This is a genomic window from Candidatus Pseudomonas phytovorans, from assembly GCA_029202525.1.
Taxonomy (GTDB): Bacteria; Pseudomonadota; Gammaproteobacteria; order Pseudomonadales; family Pseudomonadaceae; genus Aquipseudomonas; species Aquipseudomonas phytovorans.
In genome coordinates this window covers 2855139-2871003 of sequence record CP119325.1, presented here as the reverse complement: position 1 = coordinate 2871003, position 15865 = coordinate 2855139, and the positions used below count along the sequence as shown (strand labels likewise).

The following is a 15865-nucleotide window of genomic DNA, read 5'->3' as shown; positions in this document are numbered from 1 at the left end:
TGTCAGTTCCGCCGGCCTGCGCGCCGGCTCCGGTAAGTGTCAAGCACCACGGCGATGACGATCACCGCCCCGGTGATGATGCGTTTGGTCGGCTCGCTGGCGCCAATCTGCGCCAGCCCGGCGGCCAATACGGAAATGATCAGTACGCCAAAGAAGGTGCTGATGACCGAGCCGCGCCCGCCCATCAGGCTGGTACCGCCGATCACCACGGCGGCAATCACCTGCAGCTCCAGGCCAGAACCGGCATTGGGGTCGGCTGCTTCAAGGCGCGATATCTGGAACAGCGCGGCCAGGCCTGCAAGCAACCCCATCAGGGCAAACACCAGCACTTTGTAAGGGCGCGGGTCGATGCCCGCCAGGCGCACGGCCTCTTCGTTGGTACCGATACCGATCAGGTAGCGGCCGAACACCGTGCGGGTCAGCACCCACTGGGCCAGCACAATCACCAGCAAGGCGATGATGAACGCGGGTGAAATACCAAAGGCCACCGGGTTTGAAAACCAGGCATAGGCATCGCCGATGTAGGCGGTGCGCGAGTCGGTGAACTGGTAAGCCAGCCCACGGGCCATTTCCAGCACACCCAGCGAGACGATGAACGAGGGAATCCGCCACGCCACGGTGACTCCGCCGGTAATGCTGCCGGCCAGCGCAGCCACGGCCATGCCCAGCAGCGCCGACGGCAGCGCGCCCCAGCCCCAGCCGAGGATCGCCACACTCACTGCCGAAGCCGCCAGGGCCAGCACCGAGCCCACCGACAGGTCAATGCCGCCGATGATCAGCACGAACGTCATGCCCACGGCCAAGACCATCAGGTCGGGGATCTGGTTGGCCAGGGTACTGAAGGTGTTGTACGACCAGAAGTGGCTGCTAAGGAACGAGAACAGCACAATCATCGCCAGCAAGGCGCCGGCCAGGCCCAGGTAGGTACCCAGGCCAAAGTAGGTGCCACTGCGGCGCACCGGGGCGGCGCCTTGGCTATCGAGCGGGGTGGTTTTCATGCGTCCATCCTGGGGGCTGCACCGTGCAGCAGCGCGTCACGTTTCTGATAACCGGCAAAGGCCGCAGCCAGCAGCTGGTCCTGGCTCCAATGGTCACGTTCGAAGGTGTCGATCAGGCGGCCGGCAGACAGCACAGCGATGCGGTCGCAGATCAACATCAGTTCACGCAGGTCGCTGGACACCACCACCAGCGCCCTGCCCTGGCGCGCCAGTTCGGCCAGCAGGCCGTAGATGTCGAACTTGGCACCCACGTCGATGCCACGGGTGGGCTCGTCGAACAGCAGCACCTGGCAGTCGCGCTCCAGCCAGCGGCCGATCACCACCTTCTGCTGGTTGCCGCCAGACAACTCGCCCACAACCTGATGGGCGCCGGCACTGCGAATGCGCATGGCCTGGATCTGGCGCTCGGCCAAGGCCTGTTCCGCCTGGCCATCCAGCACCCCGGCCCGCGACACCGCGCCCAGGTTGCCCAAGGCGATATTGGCGCTGATCGACTGCGTCAGCAGCAGGCCCTCACCTTTGCGGTCTTCGGTAATCAGGGCGATACCCGCCCGCACCGCGGCCTTGGGCGAGTCGATGGTGACCGCCTGCAGTGGCTGGCCGAGCGCGATGCTGCCACTGTCGGCACGGTCGGCGCCGTAGATCAGCCTCAACAGTTCGGTACGGCCGGCGCCGATCAGGCCGGAGATGCCAAAGATCTCCCCTGCCCTGACTTCAAACGACACCTCGCGCACCTTGTCCGCACGGCTGAGCTTGTCGATTCTGAGCAGCGGCGCACCGAGTTGCCGGCGGCCCAGGTCGATGTGTTCGCCCAGCTCGCGGCCGACCATCAGGTTGACCAGCTCGGCGCTGCTGTAGCGCTGGATCGGCTCGTCGCACACCAGCTTGCCGTCGCGCAGCACGACGATGCGCTGGGCCACGCGCTGCAATTCTTCCAGCCGGTGCGAGATGTAGACAATGGCCACCCCGCGCTCGCGTAGCCGCTCGATCTGGGTGAACAGCAGTTCCACCTCGCGCGCCGTAAGCATGGCGGTGGGCTCATCGAAAATCAGCACATGGCAGTCGCCGATCAGGTTGCGGGCGATCTCGACCATCTGCTGATGGCCAATGCCCAGCTCGCCGACCGGGGTGTCAGGGTCGATGGCGTCGAGCCCGACCTGAGCCATGGCGGCCGTGGCCTGCTGGCGCAGGCGTTTACGGCTGATCCAGCCGAAGCGGCTGGGCAGGTTGCCGAGAAACAGGTTTTCCGCCACGGTCAGCGTGGGCAGCAGGTTCAGCTCCTGCATGACCATGCGCACGCCAAGGCGCTCTGCCTCGCTGCGGCTGCCAGGCGCGTAGGCCTGGCCGCGGTAGGTCATGTGCCCGGTGGTGGGGGTTTCCAGGCCACTGATCAGCTTGGACAGCGTGCTCTTGCCCGCGCCGTTCTCGCCGGTCAGGGCCAGCACTTCGCCGGCGCGCAGGCTCAGCCCGACGTCGCCGAGCACAGGCTGGGCGTAGGTTTTACCCAGGCCACTGGCGGCGAGCACCACTTCATTGGCCGATGCAGGCATGGCCGTTTCTCCTGGGTGTCAGGGCTTTTTAGTGATGAGTTCGACCGGGGTCTGGATGACGTTGTCGGCATCCACATCAGGCTTCTCGCCCTTGACCATCTTCAGCGCGGCCTGAATGCCGTACACCGCCTGCTGGCTGGCCGCCTGGTCGAGGGTGGCCAGCACGCGACCATCGTCAAGCATCGGCTTGATGGCATTGATGTTGTCGTAGCCCACCACTTGCACCTGGCCGGCCTTGCCGGCTGCACGCACGGCCGAAACGGCGCCCAGGGCCATGCTGTCGTTGCCGGCCAGCAGGGCTTTCAGGTCGGGGTATTCGTTGAGCATGGAGGCGGCGACGGCGTTGCCTTTGTCGATTTCCCAATTGCCGCTTTGCACCGAGACGATTTTCATCTGCGCGGCGTCCATGGCGTCCTTGAAACCGGCGGTGCGCTGCTGGGCGTTGGTGGTGGTCGGCACGCCTTCGATGATGCCGACCTGGTCACCGGCCTTGAGCTTCTCGTTGGCAAGATAGTCGCCAACCAGCCGCGCGCCCTTGCGGTTGTCGGGGCCGACGAAGGGTACGCTGATGCCTTTGCTCTTGAGCAGGTCAGGGTCCAGGCGGTTGTCGATGTTGATCACCACCACACCCTGGTCCATGGCTTTCTTCACCGCTGACACCAGTGCCTTGGAATCCGCTGGGGCAATCACCAGCGCCTTGGCGCCGGAATTGACCATCTGCTCGACAATGCGGATCTGTTCGCTGGTATCGGTTTCGTTCTTGATGCCGTTGGCGATCAGGTCAAATTCATCGGCGTGGGCTTTCTGGTAGTCCTTGGCGCCGTCTTCCATGGTGCGGAAGAACTCGTTGGCCAGTGACTTCATCACCAGGGCGACCTTGGGCTTGTCTTCGGCATGGGCGGCAGACAATGGCAGGGCGAGAGAAAGGGAGGAAACGACAGCGAGGGCCAGCAGACGACCGGGGAACGGCAGTTTCATGGACGATGACTCCGAATCTTGTTTTTTTATCGGATCGCAAACGTTTGCGGTACCTAACTATGGAAACAAGACCTGATTTTGTCAAATGCGTTTGGCGCTTGGGGCCTAAGCGCTGGCTGAGCTGATTATCCAGATTTTTCCGAAAAACCGAACACCTTTTCCTATGTTTGTTCGGAATGTCGAATGGAACACTGCCCCTTGTAGGAGCGGCCTTGTGTCGCGATGGGCTGCGCAGCAGCCCCGGCAATGTGTGTTATGGCGCCAATTTCCGGGGGCGCTACGCACCCCTTTCGCGACACAAGGCCGCTCCTACAAAAGCATCGCGCGCAGGGTTGGTATGAAAGATGCCTTCAAGCCTGCGCGACTCAAAAAATCATCTCACTAGGAAGAGAGAGAACAATAACGATGAATGCCGCACTTAAAACCTTCGCCCCCAGCGCACTCGCCCTGCTGCTGATCCTGCCCGCCACTGCCTCCGCCAAAGAGGCCGAAACCCAGCAGAAGCTGGCCAACGTGGTCATCCTCGCCACTGGCGGCACCATTGCCGGCGCCGGTGCCAGCGCCGCCAACAGCGCCACTTACCAGGCCGCCAAGGTCGGCGTCGACAAGCTGATCGCCGGCGTGCCGGAACTGGCCGACATCGCCAATGTACGTGGCGAACAGGTGATGCAGATCGCCTCGGAAAGCATCAGCAACGAAGACCTGCTCAAGCTGGGCAAACGCGTCGCCGAGCTGGCCGAAAGCAAGGACGTCGACGGTATCGTCATCACCCACGGCACCGACACCCTGGAAGAAACCGCCTACTTCCTCAACCTGGTAGAGAAGACCGACAAGCCGATCGTGGTGGTTGGCTCGATGCGCCCGGGCACTGCCATGTCCGCCGATGGCATGCTCAACCTGTACAACGCCGTGGCCGTGGCCAGCGACAAGCAGTCGCGTGGCAAGGGCGTGCTGGTGACCATGAACGACGAGATCCAGTCGGGTCGTGACGTGAGCAAGTCGGTCAACATCAAAACCGAGGCCTTCAAGAGCGCCTGGGGCCCGATGGGCATGGTGGTGGAAGGCAAATCGTACTGGTTCCGCCTGCCGGCCAAGCGCCACACCGTCAATTCCGAGTTCGACATCAAGCAGATCAGCAGCCTGCCGCAGGTGGACATTGCCTATGGCTATGGCAACGTGACCGACACCGCCTACAAGGCGCTGGCCCAGAACGGTGCCAAGGCGCTGATCCATGCCGGTACCGGCAACGGTTCGGTATCGTCGCGGGTAGTGCCGGCGCTGCAGGAGCTGCGTAAAAACGGCGTGCAGATCATCCGCTCGTCGCACGTCAACCAGGGTGGCTTCGTGCTGCGTAACGCCGAGCAGCCGGACGACAAGAACGACTGGGTGGTAGCCCATGACCTGAATCCGCAGAAGGCGCGGATTCTGGCGATGGTGGCAATGACCAAGACGCAGGACAGCAAAGAGCTGCAGCGGATCTTCTGGGAATACTGAGATAGCAACAACCTCAGCAGTCGCCGGCTGCTGAGGTATTCTTCGCTATCGGATCAGAGACCCATGACCATTTCGTGCCAGGCCATGCCACCGTGGTCGGAAGGCGAAGGTCGCACGTACTGGTAGCCCATCTTGCGGTACAACTCGACATGCTGTTCCTTGCACATCAGGTGGATGGTCTGCTTGCCTTGCGCCTTCATGCGCGCGATGAATTCATTCATCAACAGCCTGGCGTAGCCCTTGCCTTGGTGGGAAGGGTCGACCACCACTGACATGATCACCACGTTGGGCGCCAGCGGGTCATGCCCGACCAGTTCTTTGAATGCTTCGTCGGACATCACCACTTTATGGGCGCAGCCGGAATTGATGAAGCCGACGATGCCTTGCGGGTCTTCGAGCAGCAGGAAGCCTTGTGGATACTGGCTGATGCGGGTGCGGATCTTTTCCAGGGTGGCGGCCTCGTCGCCTTCGTAGGCGCCGATCTCGATCTGGTAGCAGCGCTCGGCGTCAGCGACGACGGGCTGGCGGAATTGCGTGTTGCTCATGGTGCAGGCTCCGGACAACGGGTTGATGTGCAGTTCAATGAAAGTGGCCTGTTGCGATGCTATGGCTCGATACGCTTCAGCTCATTCAGCAACGCCATCAGTTGCTGCAGCTTCTCTTCCCCAAACTGCGCCTGGATCTTCTGGTAGTTGGCCTCCATGCCCTCCTTCATCGAGGCAAAGCACGCCTCGCCGCCTTCGGTCAGCGTCACGAATACCCGCCGCTGGTCCTGCGCGGCCTTCTGCCGGCGCACCAGCCCGTCGCGCTCCAGCCGCCCCAGCACCCCGGTCATGCTCGGTTTGAGGATGCAGGCCAGCTCCGCCAGCTGGTAATTCTCCAGCTCGCCATGCTGCTTGAGGATGCGGATCACCCGCCATTGCTGCTCGGTCAGGTCGTGCGCGTTCAGCAGCGGCCTGAAAAATGCCATCGCGGCCTCCCGGGCCTGCAACAGGCTCAGGGTCAGCGAGGGTTGCGTCTTGGTCATGGTCAAACCTGTGGTTTTTCTCAATTCACGATTTTAAGGGCATGCACGATGGAAAGTGCAATCTGTTCCACGGAAAACCCATTCAGGCCAGGCGCACGAGCTGCGACCATCCAGTGCAAACAACAACACGTACCGGGTGCGCCGCCATGGCCATTTCATTGCAACCCCGCCTGCCGCTGGCGGTATTCCCCGGGCGTGAGCTTGGCGTAACGGTTGAAGAAACGGCTGAAATAGGCCGGGTCCTTGAAGCCAAGCTGGTAACAGATTTCGTTGGCCGTGCTGCCGGAAAACAGCAACAGGCGCTTGGCTTCCTGCATCAGCCGCTCCAGCACCAGGCGTTTGGACGGCAAGTCGGCGATGCGCCGGCACACATCGTTCAGGCGCGCCTCGGTCACGCCGATCTGCCGGGCGTAGCGGGCCAGCGGCCAGTGTTCAAGATAATGCGCTTCGATCAGCGCGTTGAAACGGTGGAAGATCTTCAGGTCTTCATGCCGGGCCGGGGTCGACTCCAGCGAGTTGGGGCACAGCCGCAGCAGGCTGATCATGATCAACCGGGTCAACGACTGCAGCGCCGCCTCACGCCCCGGTTGCTGGGTGGCAAATTCGTCGCTCAAGGCGTCCAGCCAGCCTTGCAGGCGCTGCGCCTCGGCCTTGTATTCAGACGGCAGGTTGCCCAGCGCCACGCAGGCCGGCTGCACCTGCATGCCCGCCGGCAGCAGGCTGGCATCGGCTTCGATCAATTGCCAGACCAGTTGCTGGCGCACGGTCAGCACGTGCCCGTCGCTGTCCGCTTCGGTGACGAACGCGTGTGCCACCGTCGGCGGCGTGAGGAAAAACATCGGCCCGCCCTCGATGTACTGCTGGTCGTCCAGGTACACCCGCACCGTGCCCGACTTCACGTAATGCACCTGAAAAAACCGGTCATGCCGGTGCACCGGCATGTTGCGCCCGAAAAAGCCCGCCAGGTTGCCCAGCCGGTCGTAATGCACCTCGCTGTCGCTGTAGCGCTGGTCATAGACCTGGCCGATGTTGATGTTCGGTATCGGATGCCGGTCGCTCATGGCTGCTTGCTCGCAAATCGCTTGACCCTGTTGACGATGGCCCATGGTGCACTGCCTTGCCGGCAGGCGCTACAGGCCACCCCTTGACCATCGTTAACATATTAACTATAACATTAACACATTAACGAAATCCGCAGGACGGCCACCGCCCTGCACTGCCAGGAGAAGAGCATGAGCCATGCCCTGCATGACGTTGCCAGCGGCACCCTGTTTGGCGTCGCGCTGAACTACCAGGGTTTGCTGCAGCAGCACCAAGCGGCGTTCGTCGAAGCACCGTACAAGCAACTGCCGGTCAAGCCGGTGTTGTTCGTCAAGACCCCGAACACCCGCAACCAGCATGAAGGTCAGGTGGTGTTCCCGGCCGGTGTGCAGCGCCTGCAACCTGGCCCGGCGCTCGGCGTGGTGATTGGCAAGGACGCCAGCCGCGTCAGCGTGGCCGATGCCCTGAAGCATGTGGCGGGCTACACCATCGTCAACGAAGTGAGCCTGCCCGAAGACAGCTACTACCGCCCGGCAGTCAAGGCCAAGTGCCGCGACGGCTTCTGCCCGGTCGGCCCCGAGCTGGTACCCGCCAGCCAGGTGGTCAACCCCGATGCCTTGGGCCTGCGCCTGTATGTGAATGGCGAACTGCGCCAGCACAACAACACCGCCAACTGTGTGCGCACCGTGGCCCAGTTGATCGCCGAGATCAGCGAATTCATGACCCTGCATGCTGGCGACATCCTGATTACCGGCACCCCCGAGGGCCGCGTCGATGTACAGCCAGGCGACCGCGTCGATATCGAGATCGACGGCCTGGGCAAGCTGACCAACCACATCGTCGCCGAGTGAGGAATTACCTGTGAAACACGCCCGTATCCAGTTCGACGGCCAGGTCCACGATGTCACTGTCGAAGACGATCACCTGCGCCTGGCCGACGGCCGCCTGGTCCATCAGGACCAGGTCACCTGGCTGCCACCCGCCACCGGCAGCATGTTCGCCCTGGGCCTGAACTACGCCGACCACGCCAAAGAGCTGGCCTTCGCGCCGCCCACCGAACCGCTGGCGTTCATCAAGTCGCCGGGCACCTACACCGGCCACAACCAGGTCACCTGGCGCCCGGACAACGTCGAGTACATGCACTACGAGTGCGAACTGGTGGCGGTCATCGGCAAAGCGGCGAAGAACGTCAAACGCGAGAACGCTCTGGACTACGTAGCCGGCTACACCGTGTGCAACGACTACGCCATCCGCGACTACCTGGAAAACTACTACCGCCCCAACCTGCGGGTGAAGAATCGGGACGCCACCACCCCGGTCGGCCCGTGGATCGTCGACGCCGCCGATGTGCCAGACGTCAGCAACCTGAAGCTGCGCACCTGGATCAACGGTGAGTTGAAGCAGGAAGGCACCACGGCAGACATGATCTTCGACATCCCGCACCTGATCGAATACTTCTCCAGCTTCATGACCCTGCAACCGGGCGACATGATCGCCACCGGCACGCCAGAAGGCCTGGCCGATGTGGTGCCGGGTGATGAAGTGGTGGTGGAAGTGGAAGGCGTCGGTCGCCTGGTCAACCGTATCGTCAGCGAAGCTGACTTCTTCAAGAACAACAAGGCATGAGCAGCATGATCAAGCACTGGATCAACGGCCGTGAGGTCGAAAGCAAAGACACCTTCGTCAACTACAACCCGGCCACCGGCGATGCCATCTGCGAAGTCGCCAGCGGCGGCGCCGAGGAAGTGGCCCAGGCTGTTGCTGCGGCGAAAGAAGCCTTCCCGAAGTGGGCCAACACCCCGGCCAAAGAACGTGCCCGGCTGATGCGCAAGCTAGGTGAGCTGATCGAGCAGAACGTGCCGAAACTGGCCGAGCTGGAAACCCTCGATACCGGCCTGCCGATCCACCAGACCAAAAACGTGCTGATCCCGCGAGCCTCGCACAACTTCGACTTCTTCGCCGAAGTGTGCACGCGCATGGACGGCCACAGCTACCCGGTCGACGACCAGATGCTCAACTACACCCTGTACCAGCCGGTGGGTGTGTGCGGCCTGGTGAGCCCGTGGAACGTACCGTTCATGACCGCCACCTGGAAGACCGCGCCGTGCCTGGCGCTGGGTAACACCGCCGTGCTGAAGATGAGCGAACTGTCGCCGCTGACGGCCAACGAGCTGGGCCGCCTGGCGGTTGAAGCGGGCATCCCCAATGGCGTGCTCAACGTGATTCAGGGTTACGGTGCCACGGCTGGCGACGCCCTGGTACGCCACCCGGATGTACGCGCCATCTCCTTCACTGGCGGCACTGCCACCGGCAAGAAGATCATGCAGACCGCCGGCCTGAAAAAGTATTCGATGGAACTGGGTGGCAAGTCGCCGGTGCTGATCTTCGAAGATGCCGATCTCGACCGCGCCCTGGACGCTGCGCTGTTCACCATCTTCTCGCTGAATGGCGAGCGGTGCACCGCTGGTAGCCGGATCTTCATCCAGGAAAGCGTGTACCCGCAGTTTGTCGCCGAGTTCGCTGCCCGCGCCAAGCGCCTGATCGTCGGCGACCCGACCGACCCGAAAACCCAGGTCGGCTCGATGATCACCCAGCAGCATTACGACAAGGTCACCGGCTATATACGCATCGGCATCGAAGAAGGCGCACGCCTGGTCGCCGGTGGCCTGGAGCGCCCGGCCAACCTGCCGGCGCACCTGGCCAAGGGGCAATTCATCCAGCCTACGGTGTTTGCCGATGTGAACAACAAAATGCGCATTGCCCAGGAAGAGATTTTCGGCCCGGTGGTGTGCCTGATCCCGTTCAAGGACGAAGCCGAGGCGCTGCAGCTGGCCAACGACACCGAGTACGGCCTGGCCTCGTACATCTGGACCCAGGACATCGGCAAGGCCCACCGCCTGGCGCGTGGCATCGAGGCCGGCATGGTGTTCATCAACAGCCAGAACGTACGCGACCTGCGCCAGCCGTTCGGCGGCGTGAAGGGTTCCGGTACCGGGCGTGAAGGTGGGCAGTACAGCTTCGAGGTGTTTGCAGAAATCAAGAACGTGTGTATTTCCATGGGTAGCCACCACATTCCGCGTTGGGGCATATAAAGCCACCCCGATGGGGCAGTTAACCCTGTGGGAGCGGGCGTGCCCGCGAAGAATCCAACGCGGTGGATGGCACCGGCTACGCCGGTGTTCGCGGACTCGCCCGTTCCCACAGAGGATCGCGGCGGCCAAAACCGGGCAGGACCGTAGCCTCTACACGACAACAACATCCTTTAACGGAGCTTTCCATGGGCAAACTCGCTCTCACTGCCAAGATTACCCATGTACCGTCCATGTACATGTCCGAACTGCCTGGCCCGCGCCAGGGTTTTCGTCAGGCGGCCATCGACGGGCATCACGAAATCAGCCGCCGCTGCCGCGAGCTGGGCGTGGACACTATCGTCGTGTTCGACACCCACTGGCTGGTCAACGCCAACTACCACGTTCTGTGCGGGCCGCATTTCGAAGGCGTTTACACCAGCAACGAACTGCCGCACTTCATCAGCAACATGCCCTACGCCTTCCCCGGCAACCCCGAGCTGGGCAAGCTGCTGGCCGAGGAATGCAACCGCTTCAACGTCGAAACCATGGCCCACCATGCCACCACCCTGGCTCCGGAATACGGCACCCTGGTGCCGATGCGCTACATGAACCAGGACCAGCACTTCAAAGTGGTCTCGGTGTCGGCACTGTGCACCTCGCACTACCTGGCCGACAGCGCCCGCCTGGGCTGGGCCATGCGCAAGGCGGTGGAAGACCATTACGACGGCACCGTGGCGTTCCTGGCCAGTGGCTCGCTGTCGCACCGCTTCGCGCAAAACGGCCAGGCGCCGGACTTCGCCACCAAGGTGTGGAGCCCGTTCCTGGAAACCCTCGATCACCGCGTGGTGCAGATGTGGGAAAACGCCGAATGGGAAGAATTCTGCGGGATGCTCCCTGAGTATGCCTCCAAGGGCCATGGCGAAGGCTTCATGCATGACACGGCAATGCTGCTCGGCGCCTTGGGCTGGTCGAAGTATGACGGCAAGGCTGAGGTGGTGACGCCTTACTTCGGCTCTTCGGGCACTGGCCAGATCAACGCGATCTTCCCGGTCACGCCCCAGGATGGCTCGACGATTCCTTCGGCGCAGGCCGCCAATCCGGCCGCCGTCGCGTCCACCAGCCGCCTGTAACCCACCCGTTCGCGGCTGGCCTCCCTGGCGGGTGGCCAGCCGCTCCTCACCGAGGAGGCCCCCATGCCACACCTGGTTCTGCTGTACACACCCGACCTTGAAACCGACGCCGACATCCCCGGCCTTTGCCGCGCCCTGGCCGACACCATGCTCGAACAACGCGATGCCGAAGGCAAAGCCGTGTTCCCCACTGGCGGCACCCGTGTGCTGGCCTACCCCGCCGCCCATTGCGCGGTTGCCGACGGCCAAGGCGAATACGGTTTCCTGTACGCCAACCTGCGCATGGCTACCGGCCGCAGCGCCGAAGTGCACAAAGCAGTGGGCGACAGCTTGCTGGCGGTATTGAAAGCCCACCTGGGGCCCCTGCTGCAACAGCGCCCGATCGGCATCACCGTGCAGATCGACCAAAGCGCTGCCCAGGTCTACGACGCCAAGCACAGCACCTTGCACCCGCTGTTCAACCGCTAGCACCCATTCCCTTCCCGTCTCATTACAGAACAAGTACAAAAACATGAGCACACTCGAACAAGCCTCGCCGCGCGAGGCACACGCTGAACGGGCCGACAGTACCCACCGGGCAGTCACTTGGCGGCTGATGCCGCTGCTGCTGGTGTGCTACCTGTTCGCCCACCTGGACCGCATCAACATCGGCTTCGCCAAGATGCAGATGAGCCAGGACCTGCACTTGTCAGACACGGTCTACGGCCTGGGCGCCGGGCTGTTTTTCATTGCTTATGCGCTGTTCGGCGTCCCCAGCAACCTGCTGCTCGACCGCGTTGGCCCGCGCCGCTGGATCGCCTTCCTGATGGTGGTGTGGGGGTTGCTGTCGACCAGCATGCTGCTGATTGAAAGCAGCAGCGCGTTCTACATGTTGCGCTTTGCTCTGGGCGCGGCCGAGGCCGGGTTCTTCCCGGGCATTCTGGTCTACCTCAACCGTTGGTACCCGGCCGGGCGCCGCGCCCAGGTGACCGCGCTGTTCGCCATTGCCGTGCCGTTGGCCGGAGTGGTCGGCGGGCCAGTGTCCGGCGCTATCCTGGCGTTCATGCACGACACGGGCGGGCTGCGCGGCTGGCAGTGGATGTTCCTGCTCGAAGGCGCGCCGGTGGTGCTGCTGGGCCTGGTGGTGCTGGCCGTGCTGCCGGAGCATTTCGAAAAGGTGCGCTGGCTGGACGATCAGCAAAAAGCCACGCTGCGCGCGCAATTCGGTGAAGAAGAGCAGCGCAAGCCGGTGACCTCGTTCAGCGCCATTTTCGCCAGCCGCGCGCTGTGGCTACTGGTGGCGGTGTATTGCGCGGTGATGCTGGCGGTAAACACCCTGGCGTTCTGGATGCCCAGCCTGATTCACAGCGCCGGGGTGGCCAGCGACGCCAGTGTCGGCCTGCTCAGCGCCGTGCCGTATGTGGCCGGCTGCGTGTTCATGTTGGCGTGCGGGCGCTCCAGCGACCGCCTGCGTGAACGCCGCTGGCACCTGTGTGTACCGCTGCTGATGGCCGCCGCCGGCATCGCCATTGCCGCGATTGCGCCCGAGCAGGCGGTGCCGGTATTGGCTGGCCTGATATTGGCTGGCATGGGCGCCAGCGCCGCGCTGCCGATGTTCTGGCAACTGCCGCCAGCCTTCCTCAATGCCCGCACCCAGGCCGCCGGCATTGCCCTGATCAGCTCGCTGGGCAGCATCGCCTCGTTCTTCACGCCCTACTTCATCGGCTGGGTGCGCGACACCACCCACAGCGCCAGCCTGGCCCTGTACGTACTCGCCGTCTTCATCGCCCTGGGAGGCCTGCTGGTGCTGCGCACCCAGGCTGCCATCGTCAATCCTTGAATCAAGAGACCGTCCCCATGCTAGATAACGCTTTCATCCAGCAAGCCGCCGAACGCCTCGACCAGGCCGAACGCTCCCGCGAGCAGGTGCGCCAGTTCTCGCTGGACCACCCGGCAATCAGCATCGAAGATGCCTATGCCATCCAGCGCGCCTGGGTGGCGAAAAAGATCGCCGCCGGGCGCAAGCTGGTGGGCCACAAGATCGGCCTGACTTCGCGGGCCATGCAGGTATCGTCGAACATCACCGAACCCGACTACGGCGCCTTGCTCGACGACATGCTGTTCGATGAAGGCAGCGACATCCCCTTCGAGCGCTTCATCGTGCCGCGCGTTGAAGTGGAGTTGGCGTTCATTCTCGGCAAGCCGCTCAAAGGGCCCAATGTCACCGTGTTTGACGTGCTGGACGCCACCGAGTGGGTGATCCCGGCGCTGGAAATCATCGACGCGCGCATCCAGCAGGTCGACCCGCAAACCCAGGCCACCCGCAAGGTGTTCGACACCATTTCCGACAATGCCGCCAATGCCGGCGTGGTCATGGGCGGCCGTGCTGTACGCCCTACCGAAATCGACCTGCGCAAAGTGCCGGCGGTGCTCTATCGCAACGGTGTGATCGAAGAGTCCGGGGTCAGCGCTGCGGTGCTCAACCACCCGGCCAAGGGCGTTGCCTGGCTGGCCAACAAGCTGGCCCCGTACGACGTCACCCTGCAGCCCGGCCAGATCATTCTTGGTGGTTCGTTCACCCGCCCGGTCGCAGCGCGCCCCGGCGACACCTTCCACGTCGACTACGACATGCTCGGCTCCATCGCCTGCCGCTTCGTTTGAGGACCTGCCCATGGACATGCCCATCAACCACTTCAAGCAACGCCTGCACAGCGGCGAGCCGCAGATTGGCCTGTGGCTCGGCCTGGCCGATGCCTACTGCGCAGAGCTTGCTGCAAATGCCGGCTTCGACTGGCTGCTGATCGACGGCGAGCACGCACCCAACGACCTGCGCGGCATGCTCGCCCAGTTGCAGGCGGTGGCGCCCTACGCCAGCCAGGCGGTGATCCGCCCGGTAGTCGGCGATACCGCGCTGATCAAGCAGGTGCTGGATATCGGCGCGCAGACCTTGCTGGTGCCGATGGTCGAAAGTGCCGAGCAGGCGCGTCAGCTGGTCAAGGCCATGCATTACCCACCCAAGGGCATTCGCGGGGTGGGCAGCGCGCTGGCGCGGGCTTCGCGCTGGAACAGCATTGCAGGTTACCTGGACCATGCCGACGAGCAGATGTGCCTGCTGGTGCAGATCGAGAACACGGAAGGCCTGGCAAACCTGGACGAGATCGCTGCGGTGGAGGGTGTGGATGGCGTGTTCATCGGCCCAGCGGACCTGAGTGCGGCGATGGGGCATCGGGGCAACCCCGGGCACCCGGAGGTGCAGGCGGCGATTGAAGACGCCATCGTGCGTATCGGCAAGGCAGGCAAGGCTGCGGGTATTCTCAGCGCGGATGAAAAGCTGGCGCGGCGCTACATCGAGCTGGGTGCGGCGTTTGTGGCGGTGGGGGTGGATACCACAGTGCTGATGCGCGGGCTGCGCGAGCTGGCGGGGAAGTTCAAGGATATGCCTGTGGCCAGCAATGCCGGGGGTGGTGTCTACTAAGACATCATCAGCGGATGGCACCGGCTGTGCCGGTGTTCGCGGCTAAAGCCGCTCCTACAGGGACCGCGCCGTAGCTGCTGTTGGCGCTGAACCTGTGGGAGCGGGTTCACCCGCGAACACCGGCACAGCCGGTGCCATCCAACGCGATGTTCAGATGTTGATGAGGGCCTTGAGCACTGTCTTGAAGTTATCCAGCTGCTCTTCACTGAACTGCCCGAACACCTTGTCCTGCTGTTCCCTGGCAATGGTCCACAACGCCTCGGTCTCGTCCACGCCCTTCACCGACAAGCGCACCCTGCCCTCGTCATCGGCAATCAGCCCCTTGCGTTTGAGGTTGGCCACCGCCTCTTCAATCTCCAGCGCCGGCATCGCCACTTCGCGCTGCAGGTCGTTCAGGCTCAGCCCCGCATCGTTTTCAAGCACCATCAACATGCGTGCCTCGCTGGTACGCAGCCCGGTGCACAACTGGCGTGGCTGGTAATCCGCCTGGTAGGCGCGCAACGCCTGGGTCATCAGGTAGTACAGGTTGTGCTGCAGGCGGCCCTGGAAGTGGCTGCTCGGCGCCTGCCCCTCTGCGGGCTGGGTCATGCGGGTATGCGGCAGCACCATGGAATAGGCGCCCTGGTGGTACAGCAGCGGCGAGCGGCCAAAATCATCGAAGGCCACCACCTTGCCCACCAGAATCCAGTGATCGCCACCGTCCAGCTGCTGGTACTTTTCACACTCGAAGCGCGCCGCGCAGTCGGCAAACAGCGGCGCACCGCCGGTGCCGGTTTCGTAGTCGATGCCGGCAAAACGGTCTTCTTTCGGGCGAGCAAAGTTGTTGGACAGGTCGATCTGGTCCGCCGCCAGAATGTTCACGGCAAAATGCGAGGCCTCTTCGAACACTTCGTGGCTGGTCGAGCGTTTGTCGATGCTCCACAGGATCAGCGCCGGGTCCAGCGATACCGAGTTGAAGCTGTTGGCGGTAACGCCGACTTTGCGGCCACTGGCCCCGGCAGCCGTGACCACGGTCACGCCGGTGGCGAAGTTGCCCAGGGCGCGGCGGAAGGCGCGTGCATCGAAGGTTTCATTGGACATGCAAGACTCCCGGGCAGGCCTGGCAGCCTGCCCTGTTTGTTG

General features: G+C 63.2%; 16 protein-coding genes. 9 read left to right on the top strand and 7 right to left on the bottom strand.

Annotation, left to right across the window (positions count from 1 at the left end; genetic code table 11):
- Positions 1-2: 2 nt before the first annotated feature.
- Genes P0Y58_12815 through P0Y58_12805 form a run of 3 tightly spaced genes read right to left on the bottom strand, consistent with a single transcriptional unit; the run spans position 3 to position 3526 of the window.
- The gene (locus P0Y58_12815) at positions 3-998 is read right to left on the bottom strand and encodes an ABC transporter permease (GenBank protein WEK33023.1); all 996 of its coding nucleotides are present in this window, start codon (positions 996-998) and stop codon (positions 3-5) included.
- A complete protein-coding gene (locus P0Y58_12810; protein ID WEK33022.1) occupies positions 995-2548 on the bottom strand; it encodes a sugar ABC transporter ATP-binding protein in 1554 nt (517 codons plus the stop codon). Before P0Y58_12810 ends, P0Y58_12815 begins: the two co-directional genes overlap by 4 nt.
- Positions 2549-2566: 18 nt before the next feature.
- Positions 2567-3526 (bottom strand): sugar ABC transporter substrate-binding protein, encoded by a 960-nt coding sequence (locus P0Y58_12805; protein WEK33021.1) that lies wholly within the window; start codon positions 3524-3526, stop codon positions 2567-2569.
- A 405-nt stretch (positions 3527-3931) separates the two neighbouring features.
- On the opposite strand from P0Y58_12805, the gene P0Y58_12800 reads away from it, so the two are divergent.
- The gene (locus P0Y58_12800) at positions 3932-5020 is read left to right on the top strand and encodes an asparaginase (GenBank protein WEK33020.1); all 1089 of its coding nucleotides are present in this window, start codon (positions 3932-3934) and stop codon (positions 5018-5020) included.
- Positions 5021-5073: 53 nt separating this feature from the next.
- Here the strand turns inward: P0Y58_12800 and P0Y58_12795 are convergent, their stop codons facing one another.
- The 3 genes from P0Y58_12795 to hpaA all read right to left on the bottom strand — a co-directional run bounded on the left by P0Y58_12795 (position 5074) and on the right by hpaA (position 7108).
- Complete coding sequence (locus tag P0Y58_12795; protein ID WEK33019.1) at positions 5074-5565, bottom strand: GNAT family N-acetyltransferase; 492 nt, start codon at positions 5563-5565, stop codon at positions 5074-5076.
- A gap of 59 nt (positions 5566-5624) precedes the next feature.
- Positions 5625-6047, bottom strand: coding sequence for a homoprotocatechuate degradation operon regulator HpaR (hpaR, locus tag P0Y58_12790; GenBank protein ID WEK33018.1), 423 nt, complete (start codon positions 6045-6047; stop codon positions 5625-5627).
- Between the two features lie 155 nt (positions 6048-6202).
- A complete protein-coding gene (hpaA, locus tag P0Y58_12785; protein WEK33017.1) occupies positions 6203-7108 on the bottom strand; it encodes a 4-hydroxyphenylacetate catabolism regulatory protein HpaA in 906 nt (301 codons plus the stop codon).
- A 171-nt stretch (positions 7109-7279) separates the two neighbouring features.
- Here hpaA and P0Y58_12780 point away from each other — a divergent pair, with 171 nt between their 5' ends.
- From P0Y58_12780 to hpaI, 8 genes are all read left to right on the top strand, one after another.
- A complete protein-coding gene (locus P0Y58_12780) occupies positions 7280-7939 on the top strand; it encodes a fumarylacetoacetate hydrolase family protein (GenBank protein ID WEK33016.1) in 660 nt (219 codons plus the stop codon).
- 10 nt (positions 7940-7949) lie between these two features.
- Positions 7950-8714, top strand: coding sequence for a fumarylacetoacetate hydrolase family protein (locus tag P0Y58_12775; protein ID WEK33015.1), 765 nt, complete (start codon positions 7950-7952; stop codon positions 8712-8714).
- A gap of 5 nt (positions 8715-8719) precedes the next feature.
- On the top strand, positions 8720-10180 hold the full coding sequence (gene hpaE / locus P0Y58_12770) for a 5-carboxymethyl-2-hydroxymuconate semialdehyde dehydrogenase (protein ID WEK33324.1): 1461 nt from the start codon (positions 8720-8722) through the stop codon (positions 10178-10180).
- Positions 10181-10365: 185 nt separating this feature from the next.
- Entirely contained in the window at positions 10366-11289 is a 924-nt protein-coding gene (hpaD, locus tag P0Y58_12765) for a 3,4-dihydroxyphenylacetate 2,3-dioxygenase (protein WEK33014.1), read from the top strand.
- A gap of 63 nt (positions 11290-11352) precedes the next feature.
- Entirely contained in the window at positions 11353-11757 is a 405-nt protein-coding gene (locus P0Y58_12760; GenBank protein WEK33013.1) for a 5-carboxymethyl-2-hydroxymuconate isomerase, read from the top strand.
- Between the two features lie 43 nt (positions 11758-11800).
- Positions 11801-13108, top strand: a complete 1308-nt coding sequence (locus P0Y58_12755; protein WEK33012.1) for an MFS transporter — start codon at positions 11801-11803, stop codon at positions 13106-13108.
- A gap of 17 nt (positions 13109-13125) precedes the next feature.
- Positions 13126-13929, top strand: coding sequence for a 2-oxo-hepta-3-ene-1,7-dioic acid hydratase (hpaH, locus tag P0Y58_12750; GenBank protein ID WEK33011.1), 804 nt, complete (start codon positions 13126-13128; stop codon positions 13927-13929).
- A gap of 10 nt (positions 13930-13939) precedes the next feature.
- Positions 13940-14743 carry a 4-hydroxy-2-oxoheptanedioate aldolase gene (gene hpaI, locus P0Y58_12745; protein WEK33010.1) on the top strand — a complete coding sequence of 268 codons (804 nt, stop codon included), beginning with the start codon at positions 13940-13942 and terminating at the stop codon, positions 14741-14743.
- Between the two features lie 150 nt (positions 14744-14893).
- Here the strand turns inward: hpaI and P0Y58_12740 are convergent, their stop codons facing one another.
- Positions 14894-15823 carry a flavin reductase gene (locus tag P0Y58_12740; protein ID WEK33009.1) on the bottom strand — a complete coding sequence of 310 codons (930 nt, stop codon included), beginning with the start codon at positions 15821-15823 and terminating at the stop codon, positions 14894-14896.
- Positions 15824-15865 lie beyond the last annotated feature (42 nt).